Below are 21,279 nucleotides of genomic sequence, written 5' to 3' on the forward strand. Positions count from 1 at the left end.
GGCGGGTCCGTAGTCAACGGACCCGCCGATTCGCGTGGCTGAGCTTGAGCTTGAACCCGAACCCGAACCCGGGCTTGTGCTTGGTCTAGGGAGTGCTCCGCTCCCGTACCGGCTGCGCGGACGCCGCGGCGGCGGAGACGGTCTCCCGCCGTACCGGCACCCGCTCCAGCCGCGGAGCGGCCTGTGGTGCGGTGTGGACGGCGGCCTGGGCCGCTGCCGTCGCGGCGGCGCGGGTCTTAGGCTGCGGCACCGTCAGTGAGACGAGCAGCCCGAGGGCGAGTGCCGCGCATGCGATGACCGCGATGCCCAGACCCGAATTCGTCTGTGACAGCAGCAGCATGGCGAGCGTCGAGAAGATCACGGTGAACGAACCGTAGGCGAGCTGTGCGGCGGTCGGACGAGGCATGGCAATCGAGTCCTCGTTAGGAGGTGGAGGGGAGCTGTGAAAGGGGGGTGCGACAAGGATGTCGGCCTGGCTTTCCGCCGCTTCCTGGCGTTCCGCCAATCGACTCTATTCGCCTGCATGCCCGAGTGGAACGCGCAGTAAGCGTGACCTAACACACGGCTCCGGAGCATGGGGGGCGCACGGAGTCATACCGTCCACGAAGTGGACGGATGCACGCGCCTGTTGAGCGAGGTCCGAGTCGGCCGAGGGTGTCCGTAAAGCGGACCCCCGATTCACATAGTGCACTTGTCCTGCTCAAGTCAAGATCTGTCTTTTCTCGTAAACCTCTAGTCAAATAACGTCACTTGACTATCACGCGTACACCGCGCGCGGACCTTCCATGACTTCCAGGACCCCCCTTCCGCGCGGTCGGGTGCGCAGGGGAGGACCTCAAGTGACCAGCAGACCCTGGACGTTCAGAGCAGCCGCGGTGGGCGTGGCCCTCGCGGCGGCAACCGCCACGTTCTCGACGTTCGCCGTGGCGGAGGCCGGTACCGCGGCCAACTCCGCCCGTGTGGACCGGCACGACCCGGCGCCGGTCGCACAGAAGGAGCACGACCTCGACGGCCCGCTGAGCAAGACGCGGGACGCGCAGCGCCAAGAGGCCCTGAACCAGGTCATATCCGGCAAGGCGTCGGTCAAGGACCGCAACGGCTCGCAGGTCGTCCAGCTCAAGAGCAAGGGCGGCAGGAGCAAGTACGTCGAGCTGGGCCGGGAGAAGACCGACAAGATCTTCACGATCCTGGTCGAGTTCGGCGACAAGGTCGACAGCCGCTACGGCGGCACCGTCGGCCCGCTGCACAACCAGATAGTCGCGCCCGACCGCAAGACGGACAACTCCACTGCCTGGCAGGCGGATTACAACCAGGCGCACTTCCAGGACCTGTACTTCGGCACCGGCAAGAACACCGAGTCGCTCAAGAAGTACTACGAGAAGCAGTCCTCGGGCCGCTACTCGGTCGACGGCGAGGTCACCGACTGGGTCAAGGTCCCCTACAACGAGGCCCGTTACGGCTCCAACAAGGCCTCCACCGGTGCCTGGTACGCGGTGCAGGACGGCGTCAACGCCTGGGTCGCCCAGCGCGAGGCCGCCGGTGACACGGCCGCCGAGATCAAGACGGAGCTGGCCCAGTTCGACCAGTGGGACCGCTACGACTACGACGGCGACGGCAACTTCAACGAGCCCGACGGCTACATCGACCACTTCCAGATCGTGCACGCCGGTGAGGACGAGTCCGCCGGCGGCGGCGCGCAGGGCGAGGACGCGATCTGGGCCCACCGCTGGTACGCCTTCGGCACCGACGCCGGCTCCACAGGCCCGGACACCAACAGGCTCGGCGGCACCCAGGTCGGCGACACCGGCATCTGGGTCGGCGACTACACCATCCAGCCGGAGAACGGCGGACTCGGCGTCTACGCCCACGAGTACGGCCACGACCTCGGCCTGCCCGACGAGTACGACACCGCGGGCGGCGAGAACTCCACCGGCTTCTGGACGCTGATGTCGTCCGGTTCCTGGCTCGGCACCGGCAAGGAGGCCATCGGCGACCTGCCCGGCGACATGAACGCCTGGGACAAGCTCCAACTGGGCTGGCTGGACTACGACGTGGCCAAGGCCGGCACCAAGTCGAAGCACACGCTGGGCGTCGCGGAGTACAACACCAGGAACGCGCAGGCGCTGGTGGTGCAGTTGCCCCAGAAGGCGGTCACCACCGAGGTGGTCACCCCGGCGCAGGGTGCCACGCAGTGGTGGAGCGGCAGCGGCAACAGCCTGAGCAACACCCTTTCCCGGACAGTGGACTTGACGGGGAAGTCGGCCGCGTCCCTCACGCTGGACGGCTACTACGACATCGAGGCCGACTTCGACTACCTCTACACCGAGGTGTCCACGAACGGCGGCACGAGCTGGACCCCGGTCGACGGCTCGCTGGCCGACGGCTCCGCCATCCCGCGTGACGGCAGCGGCAACCCGGCCCTCACCGGCACGGCGGCGGCGTACCAGAAGCTGACGTACCCGCTGGACGCCTACGCGGGCCAGAAGATCGACGTCCGCTTCCGTTACCAGACGGACAGCGGTGTGGCGCAGAAGGGCTTCGCGGCCGACGAGATCACGGTGACCGCCGACGGCGCCACCCTCTTCTCCGACAACGCCGAGTCCGCCGACGCCGCCTGGACGGCGAAGGGCTTCTCGCGCATCGGCTCGTCCTTCACGGACGACTACGCGCAGTACTACATCGCCGAGAACCGTCAATACGTGTCGTACGACAAGGTGTTGAAGGTCGGCCCGTACAACTTCGGCTTCTCGACGACCCGTCCGGACTGGGTGGAGCACTACGCCTACCAGAACGGCCTGTTGATCTGGAAGTGGGACACCTCGCAGGCGGACGACAACACCAGCGAGCACCCCGGTGAGGGTCTGATCCTGCCGATCGACTCGCACCCGAAGCAGCTGAAGTGGTCCGACGGCACGCTGATGCGCAACCGCGTCCAGGCCTACGACTCCCCGTTCAGCTGGTACCCGACGGACTCGGTCACGCTGCACAAGGCCGACGTCGCCACCAGGATCAAGTCGCAGCGCGGGGTCCCCGTCTTCGACGACGGGAAGTCGACCTACTACGACACGTCGAACCCGACGGCCGGCGTCAAGATCACTGACACCAACACCCGGATCAAGATCGTCAAGGAGCCGCTGGACGGCTCGACGGTCACGCTCCAGGTCGGCCCTTCGGTGAAGTAGTCGGTAAAACCGCAGGTCAGAAACGGATCGGCGGCGACCCCCTGGCGGGTCGCCGCCGATCCGTGTTTAGGTGCGTCCTGTGCTTCCCTTATTGACACCGACCTCGATACCGACCCGCCCGGGGGTGTGACCGCATTGTCCGCAGGAGGTTTCTGCAAGCTGCCCACAGGCAGCGTCGTGGTGGCGTTGAACCTGCCAAGACCCACCGCCCAGGGCGACGGCTGCGTCCGTGTGCTCGTCCACGCCCGCAACCGCGCCCGGGCCCTGACCAGGCTCCGCAACCTCGGTATGCGGGCCGTCTACCTGCGCGGCAACGCGGAGCCGCCGACCCCGGACGAGATCACGGCTGTCCTGCACCATCCCGATGGCCTGATATGGCGTACGGCCCCTGCTCCTGACAACGCTGTCGTGATCCCCGGCCCGGAGCTGCCGCAGGAGCTGTGGCATCCGATCCGGTCGCTGATGCGGAGGCCCCCGGCGGCTGCGTGAGTTTGTCTGCGGGCCCGGTAGGGGCTGGTCGCGCCCACGCGGCGGTAGCCGCACATTGTTACGCCCCGCGCCCCTAACGGGGCACGAGGCCCCTGACAACGCTCAGGGCACTGTTGCGAAGGCCCGCGGCGCCTGCGTAGGGGCGCGGGGAACTGCGCGACCAGCCCCCACCTGGCCCGCAGACAACCGACGACGCACCCCCGACAGGCGGTACGCCGCGACGCACCCCATCCTGGGATGGCTCGGGGCACCCTAGAACCGCCGGAGGCCCTCGTGGCTACCGTCCTCTACCGCCTGGGGCGCCTGGCCTTCCGCCGGCGCTGGTACGTGACCATCCTCTGGGTGGTGATCCTCGTGGCCCTCGGCTTTGCCTCCTCCAAGGCGGCCGAAGCCCCCGCCACCACCTTCTCCACCCCGGGCGTCGAGTCCCAGCGGGCCTTCGACCTGATCCAGCAGCGCTTCCCCGGGGCGCAGGCGGACGGCGCCGTGGCCCGCGTGGTCTTCGTCGCCCCCGGCGGACAGAAGGTCACCACGGGCAAGGACCGGGCGGCCGTGGTCCGGCTCGTCGACGAGGTCTCCGGCGGACCGCAGGTCGCGAGCGCGGTCAACCCCTTCCAGGCGGGCGCGGTCAGCAAGGACGCGTCGACGGCGTACTCGACGATCACCTACACGGTGCAGGCCAACCACCTCACCGACGCCGCCAAGAACAACCTCAGGAACGCCGCCCGGCAGGCCCGCGACGCCGGCCTGACCGTCGAGATCGGCGGCACCGCGCTGGCCGCCCAGCCCTCGGCCGGCGGGGTGGGCGAGATCATCGGCGTCGGCATCGCCGCCGTCGTCCTGCTGATCACCTTCGGATCGCTGGCCGCGGCCGGACTGCCGCTGCTGACCGCGATCTTCGGCGTCGGCATCTCCATGACCGCGATCACGGCCCTGGCCAGTGCCTTCGGCCTGTCCTCGACGACCGGCACGCTCGCCACCATGCTCGGTCTGGCCTGCGGCATCGACTACGCGGTGTTCGTCGTCTTCCGCTACCGCGAGGAACGGGCCAACGGGCACACCACCGACGAGGCGGCGGGCCTCGCCGTCGGCACGGCCGGTTCCGCGGTGGTCTTCGCGGGCCTCACCGTCGTCATCGCCCTGGCCGGCCTCTCGGTCGTAGGCATCCCACTCCTCACCAAGATGGGCCTGTGCGCCGCCGGCGCGGTCGTGATCGCCGTCCTCATCGCGCTGACCCTCGTCCCCGCCCTGATCGGATTCTGGCCCCGGGCCGTCCTCTCCCACCGTTACAAGACGACCGGACGGCGCATCCAGGGCGTGGCCGGCAACATGGGCAGCCGCTGGGCCGGGTTCGTGCTGCGCCACCCCTGGCCGGTGCTGCTCGGCACGGTCGTCGGCCTGGTGGTCCTCGCGCTCCCCGTGATGGGCCTGCAACTGGGCCAGACCGGCGACGAGGCCAAGTCCACCGCGACCACGGAACGCCGCGCCTACGACGACCTGGCCAAGGCCTTCGGCCCCGGCTTCAACGGCCCGCTGACCGTCGTGACCGACCTCACCAAGGCCACCGACCCCAAGGCCGCCGCGGCCACGGTCGAGCGCCGGATCGCCGCCGTGCCCGGCGTGGTCTCCGTCTCGCCGATCCGCTTCAACCCGGCGGGAAACGCGGCCCTGTTCACCGCCGTACCGGCGAACGCACCCACCAGCCAGAAGACCGTCGACCTCGTCCACACCATTCGTGACGACCGTCCCGCGATCGTGGCGGCGGCCCCCGGCGCGACCTTCGAGGTCACCGGCACCACGGCCCTGAACATCGACGTGGCGCAGAAGGTCAGCGGCGCCCTCGTCCCGTACCTGATCGTGGTCGTGGGCCTGGCGGTACTCCTCCTCCTGCTCGTCTTCCGCTCGATCGTCATCCCGGTCAAGGCGGCCGTCGGCTTCCTGCTCTCGGTGCTGGCCGCGCTCGGCTGCGTGGTGGCGGTCTTCCAATGGGGCTGGGGCGCAAGCCTGTTGGGAGTGGAGACCACCGGCCCGATCATGAGCCTGATGCCGATCTTCCTGGTGGGCATCGTGTTCGGCCTCGCCATGGACTACGAGGTCTTCCTCGTCTCCCGCATCCGCGAGGCCTACGTCCACGGCAGCGCGGTGCACGCCTCGATCGCGACCGGGTTCCGCTACAGCGCCCGGGTCGTGACGGCCGCCGCCCTCATCATGATCGCGGTCTTCGCGGGCTTCATCACGGCCGGCGACTCCATGATCAAGATGATCGGCTTCGGCCTCGCGATCGCCGTCCTCTTCGACGCGTTCATCGTCCGCATGGCCTTCGTCCCGGCCGTCCTGGCCATCCTCGGCGACCGCATCTCCTGGCTCCCGGCTTGGCTGGACCGGCTCCTCCCGAACGTGGACATCGAGGGCGAGAGCCTGAGCAGGCAACACCCGGTGAGCGAGAGCGCCCCTGAAGGGGCGCGGGGAACTGCGCGACCAGCCCCCACCGGCCCGCGGAAATAGAACTACTTCAGACGACCGGCTTCCCGGTCAACTCCACCCCCGCCGCCCGCAGTTCCTCCAACGCCCGATCGGTGGTCTCCTTCGCCACCCCGGCCGTGAGGTCAAGCAACACCTGCGTACGAAACCCCTCCCGCACAGAGTCCAACGCGGTCGCCTTCACGCAGTGGTCCGTGGCGATCCCGACCACGTCCACCTCGTCGATCTCCCGCGCCCGCAACCAGTCCCCGAGCGACACCCCGTTCTCGTCCCGCCCCTCGAACCCGCTGTACGCCGCCGCGTAAGCCCCCTTGTCGAAAACCGCGTCGATCGCACCGGAGGCGACCGCGGGCGCGAAGTTGGGGTGGAACCCGACCCCCTCCGTGCCCGCGACACAGTGCGCGGGCCAGGAGTGGGCGTAGTCGGGGTTGTCGGCGAAGTGCCCGCCGGGCGCGATGTGGTGGTCGCGGGTGGCCACGACATGCCGGTAGCCGGCGGGCGCCTGCCCGATCAGCTCGGTTACGGCGGCGGCGACATCCGCGCCCCCGGACACCGCGAGACTGCCTCCCTCGCAGAAGTCGTTCTGCACGTCTACGACGATCAAGGCGCGGCGCATGGTGGTTTCCTTCGCGGAGAGTGAGATTCGAGCCTAGGGACTTCGGCGCCACCGCGGGAGGGCGCACCCCTGATTTTCGTACGGGTCTTAACTAGGGGGTCTGAGCCGGCGGGACTTAGCTACCCGACCGCAGCTGGACGTACTCCGTGGGAATGACGGCCTCGCCGCGCGACAACTGGGTCGCCGACAACGGCAGGTTGGCCCGCGCGACGGCATGCCGGTCCCGTACGACGTCCAGCGGTTCGCGGGCGACGACCTCTCCGCCCTTGACCAGCTCCACCAGCAGCTGCCGGTCGGCCAGTTCGGCGGGGACCGGCCCGGTGCCGATCACCTCGGCCTCCGCGATCCCGTCGCCGTCCAGTCGCCGTGCCGCCCACTTGCGCCCGCCGATCGACGTCTTGCCGCCGCTGGACTTCTTCGCGACCGGCACCAGCGGCGCCTTCGGGTCGGCGGACTCGGCGCGGGCGACCAGCTTGTAGACCATCGAGCAGGTCGGGTGCCCGGACCCGGTCACCAGCTGGGTGCCGACGCCGTACGCGTCCACGGGCGCCGCCGCGAGCGAGGCGATGGCGTACTCGTCGAGGTCGGAGGTCACGATGATCTTCGTGTCGCCGGCGCCCAGCTCGTCCAGCTGCTGCCGCACCCGGTGCGCGACGAGCAGCAGATCGCCGGAGTCGATGCGGACGGCGCCCAGTTCGGGCCCGGCGACCTCCACCGCCGTACGGACGGCCTCGGTGACGTCGTACGTGTCGACGAGCAGCGTGGTGTTGCGGCCCAGCGAGTCCACCTGGGCCTGGAACGCGGCGCGTTCGCTGTCGTGGAGCAGGGTGAAGGCGTGCGCGGAGGTGCCGACGGTGGGGATGCCGTAGCGGAAGCCGGCCGCGAGGTCGGAGGTGGTGGCGAAACCGCCGACGTAGGCGGCGCGGGAGGCGGCGACGGCGGCGAGTTCGTGGGTGCGGCGGGCGCCCATCTCGATCAGCGGGCGGTCCCCGGCGGCGGAGGCCATGCGGGAGGCGGCGGCGGCGATCGCGGAGTCGTGGTTGAGGATGGAGAGGATCACGGTCTCCAGGAGGACGCACTCGGCGAAGGAGCCCTCGACCCGCATGATCGGCGAGCCCGGGAAGTACACCTCGCCCTCCGGGTAGCCCCACACGTCACCGCTGAAGCGGTAGGCGGCGAGCCACTCCAGGGTCTCCTCGTTGACGACGTTCCGCTCGCGCAGGAAGCCGAGGACGTCCGCGTCGAAACGGAAGTTCTCCACCGCGTCCAGGACACGTCCGGTGCCCGCGACGACGCCGTAGCGACGCCCCTCGGGCAGCCTCCGGGTGAAGCACTCGAAGACCGAACGCCGGTCTGCCGTACCCGCCTTGAGGGCGGCCTGCAGCATCGTCAGCTCGTAGTGGTCGGTGAAGAGCGCCGTCGAGGGAACGTCCACCGGCAGCCCAAGGTCCGCTGTGTTCATGACGATGGATCGTACTCCCATCTCGTCACTCTGACGATTTGTGGGGTCCATTTGTGCGGGCACCCCCTTGTGGTGGCAGCATGGGCGCTGTGACGTCACCCGCACCCCTGGAGATCGAACGCACCGAGTCGGCGGAGGAGGTCTTCGCCGTACCCGAGCCCGACGTCCCCTGGGTCACGATCGTGCACAACGACCCGGTCAACCTCATGAGCTATGTGACGTACGTCTTCCAGACGTACTTCGGCTACTCCAAGGACAAGGCCACCAAACTCATGATGGACGTCCACCACAAGGGCCGCGCCGTCGTCTCCAGCGGAAGCCGCGAGGAGATGGAACGCGACGTGCAGGCCATGCACGGCTACGGTCTGTGGGCCACCCTCCAGCAGGACCGGAAGTAGCGACCCATCCCGATGCCAGGACACTTCGAACCACTTCGCGGCGGCGGTGCCGCCGTCGCCCTCGACGACGTCGAGATCTCCATCATCCGGTCGCTGGCCGTCCAGCTCCTGGAGCTGATCGGCCCCGGTCCGGGCGAGGACGCCCCCGACGACCCCCTCGCGGAACTCTTCGCCGAGGGCCCGAGCGAGCCGCCCTCCGACCCGGTGCTGCGGCGTCTGTTCCCGGACGCGTACACCGACCCGGAGCAGGCACCCGACTCCCCGCACGACGCCGAGGAGAAGCTCGCGCACTCCGCCGAGTTCCGCCGCTTCACCGAGAACGACCTGCGGGCCGGCAAGCGCGAGAACGCCCTCGCGGTGGTCCGCACCCTGGACTCGCTGACCCCCGGCGGCGACGGCGGCGCGATCCTCAAGCTGACCACCGAGGAGTCCCGGCAGTGGCTCGGCTCGCTCAACGACCTGCGCCTGGCGATCGGTTCCCGCCTCGACATCACCGACGAGGACGACACCGACGACCTCTACCGCCTCCCGGACGAGGACTCGCGCAAGCCGCTGGTGATGGCGTACCTCTGGCTGGGCGGCCTCCAGGAGACGCTGGTCACGACCCTGATGCGCTGACCGCGACGAGCCCGCTCCGTTGGCTCGGAGTACGCCCGGAGTTCGCTCAGAGGACGCTCAAATCCGGATAACGATCACATCACCGCGACGGTCGGGAATGCCGACCGTCGCGCCTTTTTGTCCGCTTCTTCCTGTGGTGTGCGCCACAAAAGCCCCCGTCGATCGCCCATTCCGCCGTGATAGATCTTCACGGCCACCCGGCGGACGCCACCCATGTCCCGCCGGGTGTGCCTTACGGCCGACGGACCTCGGCCGGGCAGCTCCAGTACACCGGGGGGTTTCGGAGAAAGGCGCACCACACATGACCTCCGCTCAGGTCGAGACGGACGGGGCCCCCGAGGAGGGGTACGAGCGCGGGCTCGGCAGCCGTCAGGTCCAGATGATCGCGATCGGCGGCGCCGTCGGCGTCGGGCTGTTCCTGGGAGCCGGGGCGAACATCGCCAAGGCCGGTCCCAGCCTCATCTTCATGTACGCCCTGGCCGGCGTCATCATCTTCTTCATCATGCGGGCACTGGGCGAACTGCTCCTGTACCGCCCGGTGTCGGGTTCCTTCGCGGAGTACTCCCGCGAGTTCCTCGGCCCGTTCTTCGGCTACTTCACCGCCTGGACGTACTGGCTGATGTGGGTGGTCACCGGCATGGCCGAACTCACGGCCGCCGCCATCTACGTCAACTACTGGTTCCCCGCCGTCTCCCAATGGGTGACAGCACTCGCCTTCCTGGTGATCCTCTTCGTCGCCAACCTGATCTCGGTGAAGCTCTTCGGCGAGATCGAGTTCTGGTTCTCGATGGTCAAGGTCACCGCCCTCATCGGCATGATCGTGATCGGCCTCGGCGTCCTCACCTTCGGCTTCAGCAGCGCCGGTGACACCGCCTCCGTCGCCAACCTCTGGCAGTTCGACGGCTTCTTCCCCAAGGGCATCGGCTCCTCCCTGATGACCCTCCAGGGCGTCATGTTCGCCTACCTCGCCGTCGAACTGGTCGGCGTCACCGCGGGCGAGTCCGAGAACCCGGAGAAGACCCTCCCCAAGGCGATCAACACCCTCCCGTGGCGCATCGCCCTCTTCTACGTCGGCGCCCTCACCGTCATCCTCTGCGTCGTGAAGTGGACCGAATTCGCCCCGGGCGTCAGCCCGTTCGTCGAGGCGTTCGCGAAGATCGGCATCCCGGCGGGCGCCGGCATCGTCAACTTCGTGGTGTTGACGGCCGCCCTCTCCTCCTGCAACTCCGGCATGTACTCCACCGGCCGCATGCTCCGCACCCTCGCGGACAACGGCGAGGCCCCGCGCACCTTCAGCAGGCTGTCCGCCTCGAAGACCCCGGCACTCGGCATCACGATCTCCGTCGCCTTCATGGGCATCGGCGTCGTCCTCAACTACGTCGTCCCGGAGAAGGCCTTCGGCTACGTCACCTCGGTGGCCACCGCCGCCGGCATCTGGACCTGGCTGATGATCCTGGTCAGTCACGTCCTCTACCGCCGCGCGGTCGACGCGGGCCGCCTCCCGGCCTCGTCCTTCCCGGCCCCCGGCGGCGCGAAGTTCTCGTACGTGGCCATCGCGTTCCTCCTCTTCGTCACCGGCCTCATCGCCTACGACGCCGACTCCCGCATCTGCCTCTACGTGATGGCGGGCTGGGCCTTCGCCCTGTGGATCGGCTGGCTGGTCCTGAAGTCACGCAACCCGCAGGTCACGGAGCGCCGCGAACCGGCGCTGGAGAAGGTCCTCTGACCGAGCGGTCCCGGCATACGGGCGGCCCCGTACCACCACTCGGTACGAGGCCGCCCTTCTGCTTATCCTGACGACCATGCCGACCTTGACCATCACCCAGGCCCTGTTCGACCGGATCGTCGCCCACGCGCGCGCGGACCACCCCGACGAGGCGTGCGGAGTCGTCGCGGGCCCGGTGGGCCAGGGCCGCCCCGAGCGCTTCGTCCCGATGCTGAACGCGGCCCGCTCGCCCACGTTCTACGAGTTCGACTCGCAGGACCTCCTGAAGCTCTACCGCGACATGGACGACCGCGACGAGGAGCCGGTGATCATCTACCACTCCCACACCGCGACCGAGGCCTACCCCTCCCGCACCGACATCGCCTACGCCAACGAACCCGGCGCCCACTACGTCCTCGTCTCCACCGCCGACAGCGACGAGGCGGGCCCCTTCCAGTTCCGCTCGTACCAGATCCTGGAGGGCGAGGTCACCGAGGAGGACGTCAAGGTCGTAGAGGCGTACTGAGCGGCATACTGACCGCGTACGCACCGTGCTGGTGAAGTCCGCCTGAGCTGCGCCGTCTCACCCCCCGACCGAATTTCGTCCGAAATGTGAGATCACCTACCGAGGTCCGGACCGGGAATCGATACGATGAGCCCATGGTTCTTCTCGACGTGAGCGACAAGGCGCCGGGCATGCTGCTCGTGGCGCGGCTGCACGTCGACCTGTGCAGGCTGAACAGCGCCATCTGTTGACAGCGCGCTGTCGCCGCACGGCCGTGCGCCGCGGCAGTCAGGCATGTGCCCACCGAGACCAGACCCCTCCCGCTTCCGACAGGAGCCCCTTGCCATGGCCATCGAGGTCCGCATCCCCACCATCCTCCGCACCTACACCGACGGCCAGAAGGCCGTCGAGGGTGCCGGTGAGAACCTCGCCGCGCTCTTCGCCGACCTCGAGACCCGGCACGCGGGCATCCAGGCCCGCATCGTGGACGGCGGCGAACTGCGCCGCTTCGTCAACGTGTACCTGAACGACGAGGACGTCCGCTTCCTCGACGGCATCAACACCAAGCTGACCGACGGCGACAACGTCACGATCCTGCCGGCCGTGGCCGGCGGCATGGCCTGATCGTCGATGCGTTACGACTCTCCGCTGGCCGCGGTGGGCAACACCCCTCTGGTGCGCCTGCCGCGGCTCTCGCCGTCCACCGACGTCCGCATCTGGGCCAAGCTGGAGGACCGCAACCCGACCGGCTCGGTCAAGGACCGCCCGGCCCTGCACATGATCGAACAGGCGGAGAAGGACGGCCGCCTGACGCCCGGCTGCACGATCCTGGAGCCGACCTCCGGCAACACGGGTATCTCGTTGGCCATGGCGGCGAAGCTCAAGGGCTACCGCATGGTCTGCGTGATGCCCGAGAACACCTCGCAGGAACGCCGTGACCTGCTCGGCATGTGGGGCGCCGAGATCATCCCCAGCCCCGCGGCCGGCGGCTCCAACACCGCCGTACGCGTGGCCAAGGAGCTGTCCGCCGAACACCCCGACTGGGTGATGCTCTACCAGTACGGCAACCCGGACAACGCCGGCGCCCACTACGCCACCACCGGCCCGGAGATCCTCACCGACCTCCCGTCCATCACCCACTTCGTCGCGGGACTGGGAACGACGGGCACGCTCATGGGCGTCGGCCGCTACCTCCGCGAACACAAGCCGGACGTCAAGATCGTCGCCGCCGAGCCGCGCTACGACGACCTCGTCTACGGCCTGCGCAACCTCGACGAGGGCTTCGTCCCCGAGCTGTACGACGCCTCCGTCCTCACCACCCGCTTCTCGGTCGGCTCGGCCGACGCGGTCACCCGCACCCGCGAACTCCTCCAGCAGGAGGGCATCTTCGCCGGCGTCTCCACGGGTGCGGCCCTGCACGCGGCAATCGGGGTCGGCAAGAAGGCCGTAGCGGCGGGCGAGACCGCGGACATCGCGTTCGTCGTCGCGGACGGCGGCTGGAAGTACCTGTCGACGGGCGTGTACACGGCGGCGACAACAGAGGAAGCGATCAAGACCCTTCAGGGCCAACTCTGGGCGTGAGGTGAGGTTTTAGGGGCGCGGGGTTGTGTCGATTTGCGGCTCCGCCGCGTGCGCGCGCCCAGCGACCCGCACCCGACGTACGACCGTTAGCCGGTGAGGTGACGGACCTGATCCCATAGGACCGGGTCCACCACCCCCACCCGCCGCCTGAAGTCAGACACCGGCACCGCACGCAACTCGTCGGTCTCCAGATAGCTCGCCCGACCCCGCGCATCGCCAACGGCCCCCGGCGGCAACGGAATCACCCCGCCCCGCCCATCGTGATACTTGCTGGTGATCTTCGCGACGGTCACCTTCCGCCCGCGCACGGCAAGCACCAGACAAGGCCGATCCTTGGCGGCCCCGGGCTGATCCTCGTAGGGAACGTTCGCCCACCAGATCTCAGCGGGCCGAGGCCGATCCCCCTGAACCCGTCGGGACGACCCCCGCCCCCACCCGTCGACAAGCGTGGCGACGAGCGCCAGCAGTATCACCGCCGCGAGCGCGAGCCACCAGGTCGTGTTCATGAGGACGACGGTACCGGCGCGCAATCCAAGCCGCGCGCCCTCTCGCATACCCCACGCGCCCCGGTTCCAGCCGAACCGGTGACACCACAGGTGAGTTCCCCCACAACAGCCCTTGGCGGAGGAGCGACCGGCCCTTTCGCGCCTTACGCTCGACGGACCGCACGACCCCCGTGTCCCCACTCCAGAAGTTACCCGCCAGCGGAGGTTTCTGCTTTATGAAGCTCACCGTCGTCGGCTGCTCGGGGTCGTTCCCGTCCGCGGAATCGGCCTGTTCGAGCTACCTCGTAGAGGCCGACGGCTTCCGGCTGCTCCTCGACATGGGCAACGGCGCCCTTGGCGAGCTGCAGCGCCACTGCGGTCTCTACGACCTCGACGCGATCTTCCTCAGTCATCTGCACGCCGACCACTGCATCGACATGTGCGCGTACTTCGTCGCGCGCTACTACCGCCACGACGGCGGCCGTTGCGACCCCATCCCGGTCTACGGCCCCGAGGGCACCGAGCACCGCCTCACCACGGCCTACGCCGACACCCCCACCGCCTCCTCCATGAGCGAGGTCTTCGACTTCCACACGGTGAAGCCGTCCACGTTCGACATCGGCCCCTTCACCGTGCACACCGAGCGGGTCCGCCACCCCGTCGAGGCGTACGGCATCCGCGTCGAGCACGGCGGGCGGTCCCTCACCTACTCCGGCGACACGGGCGTCAGCGAGTCCCTCGACGAACTCGCCCGCGACACCGACCTGTTCCTCTGCGAAGCCGCGTTCACGCACGGCAAGGAGAACATCCCCGACCTCCACCTCAACGGCCGCGAGGCGGGCGAGACGGCGACCAGGGCGGCGGTCAGGCGGCTGGTGCTGACCCACATCCCACCGTGGACCGACCCCCAGACCAACCTCGCCGACGCACGCGAGGTCTACGCCGGACCGGTGGAACTGGCGGCGCCGAGGGCGTCGTACGAGATCTAGGCGTACGTACGCGACGGCCCCGGCACCAACTCGGTGCCGGGGCCGTCGTCATGGCCGTACGGGACTCACGCCTTGGTGAGGTCCTCGAGTTCCTCCTCGGGCTCGCGGCCCGGGGTGGGCAGGTTCCACTTGATGATCGCGAAGCGGAAGACGGTGTAGTAGATCGCAGCGAACACCAGGCCGATCGGGATGATCAGCCAGGGCTTGGTGGCGAGGTTCCAGTTGAGGGCGTAGTCGATGAAGCCCGCGGAGAAGGTGAAGCCCGCGTGGACGCCGAGCGCCCAGGTGATCGCCATGGACAGCGCGGTCAGCACCGCGTGGATCGCGTAGAGCACCGGGGCGATGAACATGAACGAGAACTCGATCGGCTCGGTCACGCCGGTCACGAAGGACGTCAGCGCGAGCGAGATCATCATGCCGGTCACGGCCTTGCGGCGCTCGGGGCGGGCGGTGTGCGCGATGGCGAGCGCGGCGGCCGGCAGGCCGAACATCATGATGGGGAAGAAGCCCGACATGAACTGCCCGGCGGTCGGGTCGTGGGCGAAGAAGCGGGTGAGGTCGCCGTGGACGACCGTACCGGCGGAGTTCTTGTAGTCGCCGATCTGGAACCAGGCCACGGAGTTGACGAACTGGTGCATGCCGACCGGGATCAGCCCGCGGTTGATCAGACCGAACAGACCGGCACCGAAGGCACCGAGACCGGTGATCCACTCGCCGAAGTTCGAGATGCCCTCACCGATCGGCTTCCAGATCAGGCCGAAGAAGACACCCATGAGCGTGCCGACGAACGCCATGATGATCGGCACCAGTCGGCGGCCGTTGAAGAAGCCGAGCCAGTCCACCAGCTTGGTCCGGTGGAACTTCTGCCACAGCACCGCGGAGAGCAGACCCATGATGATGCCGCCGAGGACACCGGGGTTGTTGTAGGTCGCCGGTACGTCGGCGCCCTTCAGGATCTGCGCGTCGGTGACCGGGAAGGCCTTGAGCACATTGCTGTAGACGAGGAAGCCGACAAGCGCCGCGAGGGCGGTGGAGCCGTCGGACTTCTTGGCGAAGCCGATCGCGACACCTATACAGAACAGCAGCGGCAGGTTGTCGAAGATCGCGCCGCCGGCGGTGGCGAAGACCGCCGTCACCTTGTCCGGCAGATGCAGCTTGTCGTGGATGTCGGTCTGTCCGAACCGGAGCAGGATGCCCGCCGCCGGAAGCACGGCGATCGGGAGCTGGAGGCTGCGGCCGATCTTCTGGAGGCCCTGGAAAAGGCCGGATCCCCGCTTCTTTGCGGGGGCCGCCATTGGCTCGGTGGCGGTGCTCATAGACTTCCTCCATCGGGTGGTGGTCTACACCACTCAGTGGTGTAGACCTGTTGTAGCAGATGAAGTCCGCATAAAGGAACCCGCGAATCCTGCGACCGGACCGCTACGCGACGTACACGGCGAACAGCAGCGCGAAGGGCCCCCGGACCGATGGTCCGGGGGCCCAACTCGCCCGCGCTGTCGGGCTGTTCCTAGGCCTTGGTGACGTCCTCCTGCTCCTCCTCCGGCTCCCGCCCCGGCGTCTTCAGGTCGAACTTCGTGATCGCGAACCGGAAGACGACGTAGTACACCGCCGCGAAGCACAGCCCGATCGGGATGATCGCCCAGGGTTTCGTCGCCAGGTTCCAGTTGATCGCGTAGTCGATGAGCCCCGCCGAGAAGCTGAAGCCGTCGTGCACCCCGAGCCCCCAGGTCACCGCCATCGACACACCGGTCAGCACCGCGTGGACGGCGTAGAGGAGAGGCGCGATGAACAGGAACGAGTACTCGATGGGCTCGGTGATGCCGGTCACGAAGGACGTGAGCGCGACCGACAGCATCAGGCCGCCGACCTCCTTGCGGCGGCTCGGCTTCGCGCAGTGTGCGATCGCGAGCGCCGCCGCCGGCAGCGCGAACATCATGATGGGGAAGAAGCCCGAGGTGAACTGCCCCGCGTTCGGGTCGCCCGCCAGGAACATGTTGATGTCACCGTGCACCACCGTCCCGTCCGGCTTGGTGTAGCTGCCGAACTGGAACCAGATGGGCACGTTCAGGAACTGATGCAGCCCCACGACCAGCAGCGCCCGGTTGGCGAGACCGAACACCCCCGCGCCCACGGCACCCCGGGCGCTCAGCCAGTCGCTGAAGTGCTCGAGCCCGCTGCCGATCGGCGGCCAGATCCACAGCGCCACCGCCGCGACCGCGATCGCCACGAACGACATGATGATCGGCACCAGTCGCCGCCCGTTGAAGAAGCCGAGCCAGTCCACCAGCTTCGTACGGTGGAACCGCACCCAGAAGAACGCGGTCAGCAGCCCCAGCACGATCCCGCCGAACACCCCGGGATTCTGGTAAGTGAACGCCGAGACTGTGTGATCGGCGGCCTGGCACCCGATCCCCGGCACCGCGTTCGCGCCGCCCGCGCAGTCCTTCGGGAACTGGCGCAGCACGTTGTAGTACACGAGGAAGCCGACCAGCCCGGCCAGCGCCGTCGACCCGTCCGACTTCTTCGCCATGCCGATCGAGACACCCACACAGAACAGCAGCGGCAGACCGAGCTGCCCGTCGAGCAGCGCGCCGCCCGCCCCCGCCATCACCTTCGAGACATCGGTCCACCCCAGCCCGTCGGCCCCGAACACGTCCGGCTGCCCGAGCCGGTTGAGGATGCCGGCGGCCGGCAGTACGGCGATGGGGAGTTGGAGACTGCGGCCCATCTTCTGCAACCCCTGGAACAGGTTGCCCCAGCGGGTGCGCCCAGGACTGACGGCGGCACTGTCGGCACTCATGGACGCCCCTCGGTAATGTGGTGTAGACCAGTTGGCGACGTGGTTCCCCTCATCATTCGACAGGGGCGGCATGACCGCTCGCGAAGCTGGGCCAACTGTGGGTTACTGCGACAAACCGGTTCGGATCAGGGAGAAAGAACATGGCCACCAAGGCTGAGAAGATCGTTGCCGGGCTGGGCGGCATCGACAACATCGAAGAGGTCGAGGGCTGCATCACCCGCCTGCGCACCGAGGTCCACGACCCCTCCAAGGTCGACGAAGCCGCCCTGAAGGCCGCCGGCGCCCACGGCGTCGTCAAGATGGGCACCGCCATCCAGGTCGTCATCGGCACCGACGCCGACCCGATCGCGGCGGACATCGAGGACATGATGTGAGGCACGGGCTTCGCAGCTAGGAGAAGGGGCTCCTCCCGAGGCGGGAGGAGCCCCTTCCTCCATGTGCGGGCAGGCCTTACGACTAGGCTCTTCGCCATGTCTCGCATCGACGGCCGAACCCCCGAACAGCTCCGCCCCGTCACCATCGAACGCGGCTGGAGCAAGCACGCCGAGGGCTCCGTCCTCGTCTCCTTCGGCGACACCAAGGTCTTCTGCACCGCCTCCGTCACCGAAGGCGTCCCCCGCTGGCGCAAGGGCAGCGGCGAGGGCTGGGTCACCGCGGAGTACTCCATGCTGCCCCGCGCCACCAACACCCGCGGCGACCGCGAATCCGTACGCGGCAAGATCGGTGGCCGCACCCACGAGATCAGCCGCCTCATCGGCCGCTCGCTCCGCGCGGTCATCGACTACAAGGCCCTCGGCGAGAACACCATCGTCCTCGACTGCGACGTCCTCCAGGCCGACGGCGGCACCCGTACGGCGGCCATCACCGGCGCGTACGTCGCGTTGGCGGACGCCGTCGCCTGGGCCCAGGGCAAGAAGCTGATCAAGGCCGGCCGCCAGCCGCTCACCGGCACGGTGTCGGCGGTCTCGGTCGGCATCGTCGGCGGAGTCCCTCTGCTGGACCTCTGCTACGAGGAGGACGTCCGCGCCGAGACCGACATGAACGTCGTCTGCACCGGCGACGGCCGCTTCGTCGAGGTCCAGGGCACCGCCGAGGCCGAGCCCTTCGCCCGCGACGAGCTCAACGCCCTCCTCGACCTCGCGGTCGCCGGCTGCGGTGAGCTGACCGCCGTACAGCGCAAAGCACTTGAGGCCGCGCTGGAGAAGTAAGAGGCTTGTCCGGCCAGGTAAAGGACGCATCAAGGACGCACCAAGAGGAGCGGGCCGCAGGGGCAACCCGGCGGCCCGCCCCCGCGTCCCTACGCATACGAAACGGAACGGGGAGAGGCCGCCGAGGCCCACCCCCACGGGGAGGAAACCCAACCATGGCCGCAAGCCGACGCAGTCGTCGTCGCCGTACCGCCATCGCCGCCACCGTGGCGGTGGTCGGCCTGACGGCCGGACTCGCGACCGGCTGCGACGCCGTCAACAAGGCCATCGACTGCGTCCAGACCGCCGACACCATCGCCGACAGCGTCACCGGCCTCCAACAGGCGGTGGAGAACGCGGCCAACGACCCCACCCGGACCGACGAGTCCCTCAACTCCATCGAGAAGGACCTCGACAAGATCGGCGACAAGACCGACAACGCCGACGTCAACAAAGCGGTGGACGACCTGAACAAGGCCGTCGACAACGTCCGTACGGCGGTCAAGAACGGCGACAACACCCCCGACATCAGTCCGGTGACGGACGCGGCGGGCGAGTTGACGAAGGTGTGCACGTCGTAGACGTCTCGTAGGCGTGCGGCGGAGGTTGGAATACTGGACGCCATGACACGCCTGATCCTCGCCACCCGCAACGCCGGGAAAATCACCGAACTGAGGTCGATCCTCGCCGACGCGGGACTGCCCCACGAACTGATCGGCGCCGAGTCGTACCCCGAGATCCCCGACGTCAAGGAAACGGGCGTCACCTTCGCCGAGAACGCGCTCCTGAAGGCCCACGCCCTCGCCCGGGCGACCGGCCTCCCGGCGGTCGCCGACGACTCCGGCCTCTGCGTCGACGTCCTGAACGGCGCCCCCGGCATCTTCTCCGCCCGCTGGGCCGGCCGCCACGGCGACGACAAGGCCAACCTGGACCTCCTCCTCGCCCAGCTCACGGACATCGCGGACGAACACAGGGGCGCCCACTTCGCATGCGCGGCAGCCCTGGCCCTGCCGGACGGCACGGAACGCGTGGTCGAGGGCCAGCTGCGGGGCGTCCTCCGCCACACCCCGACGGGCACGAACGGCTTCGGCTACGACCCGATCCTCCAGCCGGACGGCGACACACGGACCTGCGCGGAACTCACGGCGGAGGAAAAGAACGCGATCTCTCATCGGGGGAAGGCGTTTCGGGGGTTGGTGCCGGTGGTGCGGGAGTTGTTGGGCTGAGACGACGGAGGGGCTGTCCTTACGGACAGCCCCTCCGAGTGTGCGGCCGGTGGGATTCGAACCCACACGGGCTTTCGCCCAAGGGCACCTAAAACCCTCGCGTGCTGCCTGATTTCGCCACGGCCGCGTACCCGACCACATGCTACCGGGGATGCCTACGATCGCGGCTCCCACCTCTGCACCATGTGGTGGTGATCGCGTGGCAGTTTGGGCACAGCAACCGCAGGTTCTCCCGTCTGTCGTCACTCCAGTCCCCGTTGATGTGATCGACCTCCAGCGTCATGGGCTTGCCGAGCCACTCGGGGCCGATCCCGCATTCGGCGCACACCTCTGGTGCACCCACCTCCAGGAGTGCCCGACGCAACAGATGGGTTCGTGTCCGACGGCTCCCGTCGTGCTGGACGAGGATGTTCTCGGCACGCCGAAGAGGCACGCTGCCTGGTCGTCCTCGCTGGTGCGCCTGTCCCAGAAAGTGGGAGGTGTCGACGCCAATCCGGGGGCCGTCGCGTTCTGGCGGCGCGTCGGTGAGGATCTTGCCCCGGGGGAGTGGAGCGAGGAGCGCAGGCCGGTGCCGGGGCGGGCCGGCCTGCCTCCTGACGTGTGGATCTCGTTCAGGCAGGGGACGGGGGCAGGGGAGGCCTAGATCCCCAGGTCCTTGATGATCTTCGCCACGTGGCCCGTCGCCCGTACGTTGTACAGCGCGTGTTCGACCTTGCCGGTCTCGTCGACGATGATCGTGGAGCGGATCACGCCCATGTAGGTCTTGCCGTAGTTCTTCTTCTCGCCGAAGGCCCCGTAGGCGTCGAGGACCTGCTTGTCGGGGTCCGCGAGGAGGGTGACCTTGAGGTTCTCCTTCTCGCGGAACTTGGCGAGCTTCTCCGGCTTGTCGGGGGAGATGCCGATGACGTCGTAACCCGCGCCGGCCAGCACCTCCAGGTTGTCCGTGAAGTCGCAGGCCTGCTTGGTGCAGCCGGGGGTCAGGGCCGCCGGGTAGAAGTAGACGATGACCTTGCGGCCCTGGTGGGCGGCGAGGGACACCTCGTTGCCGTCGGCGTCGGGGAGCGTGAAGGCGGGGGCAACGTCCCCGGGCTGGAGTCGTTCACTCATCGCGCTAGCGTAACCGGGGGTGCTGACAGTGCACTCCGCGCGAGAGCTGACAGACTGTGCGGCACAAGTACCAGCAGACTTCGGAGGCCGTACGGTGGCGGACACGTCGAACACGCCGGACACCAGAACGCCGGCGCAGATCGAGGCGGACATCAAGCGCCGCCGCGATGTCCTGGCCGACACGCTCGACGAGATCGGGGTGCGGGTGCACCCGAAGACCATCGTGGGTGACGCGAAGGCCAAGGTCGCGTCCAGTGTCGATCACACCCTCGGGAAGGCGTACGTCGCCGTCAACCGCGTCGTGAGTGACGTCAAGGGGCAGTTCGTGGACGACGAGGGCGCGCCGAGGATCGAGCGGATCGTTCCTGTCGCTCTCGTCGCCGTCGGCGTTGTGGGGCTGCTCGTTCTCGGGTCCCGGCGTCGGAACGGCCGTAAGGGCTGAAACCGT

General features: G+C 68.5%; 23 protein-coding genes, 1 tRNA gene and 1 pseudogene. 16 read left to right on the forward strand and 9 right to left on the reverse strand.

Annotated elements, in window-relative coordinates; translation table 11 throughout:
- Positions 1-85: 85 nt before the first annotated feature.
- Positions 86-406 carry a hypothetical protein gene (locus tag ACIQBL_RS05895; RefSeq protein ID WP_401937292.1) on the reverse strand — a complete coding sequence of 107 codons (321 nt, stop codon included), beginning with the start codon at positions 404-406 and terminating at the stop codon, positions 86-88.
- A gap of 433 nt (positions 407-839) precedes the next feature.
- Between ACIQBL_RS05895 and ACIQBL_RS05900 the strand changes: the two genes are divergently transcribed.
- The 3 genes from ACIQBL_RS05900 (at position 840) to ACIQBL_RS05910 (ending at position 6,176) form a co-directional block, all read left to right on the forward strand.
- Positions 840-3,182 carry an immune inhibitor A domain-containing protein gene (locus tag ACIQBL_RS05900; RefSeq protein WP_401937295.1) on the forward strand — a complete coding sequence of 781 codons (2,343 nt, stop codon included), beginning with the start codon at positions 840-842 and terminating at the stop codon, positions 3,180-3,182.
- A gap of 135 nt (positions 3,183-3,317) precedes the next feature.
- Positions 3,318-3,671, forward strand: coding sequence for a hypothetical protein (locus tag ACIQBL_RS05905; RefSeq protein WP_401937297.1), 354 nt, complete (start codon positions 3,318-3,320; stop codon positions 3,669-3,671).
- A 273-nt stretch (positions 3,672-3,944) separates the two neighbouring features.
- Positions 3,945-6,176, forward strand: coding sequence for an MMPL family transporter (locus ACIQBL_RS05910; protein WP_401937299.1), 2,232 nt, complete (start codon positions 3,945-3,947; stop codon positions 6,174-6,176).
- Positions 6,177-6,183: 7 nt separating this feature from the next.
- Here the strand turns inward: ACIQBL_RS05910 and ACIQBL_RS05915 are convergent, their stop codons facing one another.
- Together ACIQBL_RS05915 and ACIQBL_RS05920 are read right to left on the reverse strand one after the other, a co-directional pair.
- Positions 6,184-6,768 carry a nicotinamidase gene (locus tag ACIQBL_RS05915; protein WP_401937301.1) on the reverse strand — a complete coding sequence of 195 codons (585 nt, stop codon included), beginning with the start codon at positions 6,766-6,768 and terminating at the stop codon, positions 6,184-6,186.
- Between the two features lie 115 nt (positions 6,769-6,883).
- Positions 6,884-8,230: a nicotinate phosphoribosyltransferase gene (locus tag ACIQBL_RS05920; protein WP_401937302.1), complete on the reverse strand. Its 1,347-nt coding sequence runs from the start codon at positions 8,228-8,230 to the stop codon at positions 6,884-6,886.
- Between the two features lie 80 nt (positions 8,231-8,310).
- Here ACIQBL_RS05920 and clpS point away from each other — a divergent pair, with 80 nt between their 5' ends.
- The 7 genes from clpS (at position 8,311) to ACIQBL_RS05955 (ending at position 13,037) form a co-directional block, all read left to right on the forward strand.
- Positions 8,311-8,628 carry an ATP-dependent Clp protease adapter ClpS gene (gene clpS / locus ACIQBL_RS05925; RefSeq protein WP_043679478.1) on the forward strand — a complete coding sequence of 106 codons (318 nt, stop codon included), beginning with the start codon at positions 8,311-8,313 and terminating at the stop codon, positions 8,626-8,628.
- A gap of 12 nt (positions 8,629-8,640) precedes the next feature.
- Positions 8,641-9,246 carry a DUF2017 domain-containing protein gene (locus ACIQBL_RS05930; protein WP_401937304.1) on the forward strand — a complete coding sequence of 202 codons (606 nt, stop codon included), beginning with the start codon at positions 8,641-8,643 and terminating at the stop codon, positions 9,244-9,246.
- Between the two features lie 301 nt (positions 9,247-9,547).
- On the forward strand, positions 9,548-10,972 hold the full coding sequence (locus ACIQBL_RS05935) for an amino acid permease (protein ID WP_401937306.1): 1,425 nt from the start codon (positions 9,548-9,550) through the stop codon (positions 10,970-10,972).
- A 76-nt stretch (positions 10,973-11,048) separates the two neighbouring features.
- Positions 11,049-11,477, forward strand: a complete 429-nt coding sequence (locus ACIQBL_RS05940) for a Mov34/MPN/PAD-1 family protein (protein WP_401937307.1) — start codon at positions 11,049-11,051, stop codon at positions 11,475-11,477.
- A 134-nt stretch (positions 11,478-11,611) separates the two neighbouring features.
- Positions 11,612-11,707 carry a putative leader peptide gene (locus ACIQBL_RS05945; protein ID WP_317774922.1) on the forward strand — a complete coding sequence of 32 codons (96 nt, stop codon included), beginning with the start codon at positions 11,612-11,614 and terminating at the stop codon, positions 11,705-11,707.
- Positions 11,708-11,801: 94 nt separating this feature from the next.
- On the forward strand, positions 11,802-12,080 hold the full coding sequence (locus ACIQBL_RS05950) for a MoaD/ThiS family protein (protein WP_019056720.1): 279 nt from the start codon (positions 11,802-11,804) through the stop codon (positions 12,078-12,080).
- A gap of 6 nt (positions 12,081-12,086) precedes the next feature.
- Entirely contained in the window at positions 12,087-13,037 is a 951-nt protein-coding gene (locus ACIQBL_RS05955) for a PLP-dependent cysteine synthase family protein (RefSeq protein ID WP_399117912.1), read from the forward strand.
- A gap of 86 nt (positions 13,038-13,123) precedes the next feature.
- Here the strand turns inward: ACIQBL_RS05955 and ACIQBL_RS05960 are convergent, their stop codons facing one another.
- Complete coding sequence (locus ACIQBL_RS05960; protein WP_401937310.1) at positions 13,124-13,543, reverse strand: type II toxin-antitoxin system PemK/MazF family toxin; 420 nt, start codon at positions 13,541-13,543, stop codon at positions 13,124-13,126.
- Between the two features lie 215 nt (positions 13,544-13,758).
- Between ACIQBL_RS05960 and ACIQBL_RS05965 the strand changes: the two genes are divergently transcribed.
- Complete coding sequence (locus ACIQBL_RS05965) at positions 13,759-14,511, forward strand: MBL fold metallo-hydrolase (RefSeq protein ID WP_401937311.1); 753 nt, start codon at positions 13,759-13,761, stop codon at positions 14,509-14,511.
- 65 nt (positions 14,512-14,576) lie between these two features.
- Here ACIQBL_RS05965 and ACIQBL_RS05970 read toward each other — a convergent pair whose 3' ends face one another.
- Both ACIQBL_RS05970 and ACIQBL_RS05975 read right to left on the reverse strand, forming a co-directional pair.
- A complete protein-coding gene (locus ACIQBL_RS05970) occupies positions 14,577-15,827 on the reverse strand; it encodes a PTS transporter subunit EIIC (protein ID WP_401937313.1) in 1,251 nt (416 codons plus the stop codon).
- Between the two features lie 191 nt (positions 15,828-16,018).
- Positions 16,019-17,311 carry a PTS transporter subunit EIIC gene (locus ACIQBL_RS05975; protein WP_401937315.1) on the reverse strand — a complete coding sequence of 431 codons (1,293 nt, stop codon included), beginning with the start codon at positions 17,309-17,311 and terminating at the stop codon, positions 16,019-16,021.
- A 140-nt stretch (positions 17,312-17,451) separates the two neighbouring features.
- Here ACIQBL_RS05975 and ACIQBL_RS05980 point away from each other — a divergent pair, with 140 nt between their 5' ends.
- The 4 genes from ACIQBL_RS05980 to rdgB all read left to right on the forward strand — a co-directional run bounded on the left by ACIQBL_RS05980 (position 17,452) and on the right by rdgB (position 19,724).
- A complete protein-coding gene (locus ACIQBL_RS05980; RefSeq protein WP_043679504.1) occupies positions 17,452-17,685 on the forward strand; it encodes a glucose PTS transporter subunit EIIB in 234 nt (77 codons plus the stop codon).
- Between the two features lie 96 nt (positions 17,686-17,781).
- A complete protein-coding gene (rph, locus tag ACIQBL_RS05985) occupies positions 17,782-18,519 on the forward strand; it encodes a ribonuclease PH (RefSeq protein WP_356062808.1) in 738 nt (245 codons plus the stop codon).
- A gap of 155 nt (positions 18,520-18,674) precedes the next feature.
- Positions 18,675-19,079 carry a hypothetical protein gene (locus ACIQBL_RS05990; RefSeq protein WP_401937317.1) on the forward strand — a complete coding sequence of 135 codons (405 nt, stop codon included), beginning with the start codon at positions 18,675-18,677 and terminating at the stop codon, positions 19,077-19,079.
- A 42-nt stretch (positions 19,080-19,121) separates the two neighbouring features.
- On the forward strand, positions 19,122-19,724 hold the full coding sequence (gene rdgB, locus ACIQBL_RS05995) for an RdgB/HAM1 family non-canonical purine NTP pyrophosphatase (protein ID WP_401937319.1): 603 nt from the start codon (positions 19,122-19,124) through the stop codon (positions 19,722-19,724).
- 41 nt (positions 19,725-19,765) lie between these two features.
- Here the strand turns inward: rdgB and ACIQBL_RS06000 are convergent.
- The 3 genes and pseudogenes from ACIQBL_RS06000 to bcp form a co-directional block, all read right to left on the reverse strand.
- Positions 19,766-19,851 (reverse strand) — tRNA-Leu (locus ACIQBL_RS06000).
- Between the two features lie 15 nt (positions 19,852-19,866).
- Positions 19,867-20,214: pseudogene (locus ACIQBL_RS06005) on the reverse strand (HNH endonuclease); the annotation flags it as partial.
- Positions 20,215-20,363: 149 nt separating this feature from the next.
- Positions 20,364-20,831 (reverse strand): thioredoxin-dependent thiol peroxidase, encoded by a 468-nt coding sequence (bcp, locus tag ACIQBL_RS06010; RefSeq protein ID WP_401937321.1) that lies wholly within the window; start codon positions 20,829-20,831, stop codon positions 20,364-20,366.
- Positions 20,832-20,925: 94 nt separating this feature from the next.
- Between bcp and ACIQBL_RS06015 the strand changes: the two genes are divergently transcribed.
- Positions 20,926-21,273, forward strand: a complete 348-nt coding sequence (locus ACIQBL_RS06015; RefSeq protein ID WP_401937322.1) for a DUF3618 domain-containing protein — start codon at positions 20,926-20,928, stop codon at positions 21,271-21,273.
- Positions 21,274-21,279: the final 6 nt, after the last annotated feature.

It is taken from the genome of Streptomyces sp. NPDC088350 (genome assembly GCF_044753545.1).
Taxonomy (GTDB): domain Bacteria; phylum Actinomycetota; class Actinomycetes; order Streptomycetales; family Streptomycetaceae; genus Streptomyces.